General features: G+C 63.5%; 1 protein-coding gene. It reads right to left on the reverse strand.

Annotated features, from left to right (window positions below; all coding sequences use genetic code 11):
• On the reverse strand, nt 1-240 hold a 240-nt coding region (locus QSV46_RS40520; RefSeq protein ID WP_314964336.1), incomplete at its 3' end, for an NAD-glutamate dehydrogenase domain-containing protein.
• Nucleotides 241-249: the final 9 nt, after the last annotated feature.

Raw genomic sequence — 249 nt, forward strand, 5'->3', positions numbered from 1 at the left:
GGTCTCGGTAGCCTGCTGGCCACATTGGCCGGTTGTTGTCAGCATGTCCGCGGCCAATCTTCTTTCGGCTGCTGCGATCTGGTCGACCGCGCGATCGATGGCGAGACGTTCGAAATGATCGTTTGCCGGAACGCTGCGCGCGGCGACGATGATGGGATGAAGGTGGAAATTGGCCTCGGCAGCGAAGAAGGTCGTGGCGGCGTCGCCGATGGCGCGGGTGGTGCGCTCGGCGACAGTCACGATATCCGG

The sequence above is a fragment of the Bradyrhizobium cosmicum genome (assembly GCF_032290525.1).
GTDB lineage: Bacteria > Pseudomonadota > Alphaproteobacteria > Rhizobiales > Xanthobacteraceae > Bradyrhizobium > Bradyrhizobium cosmicum_A.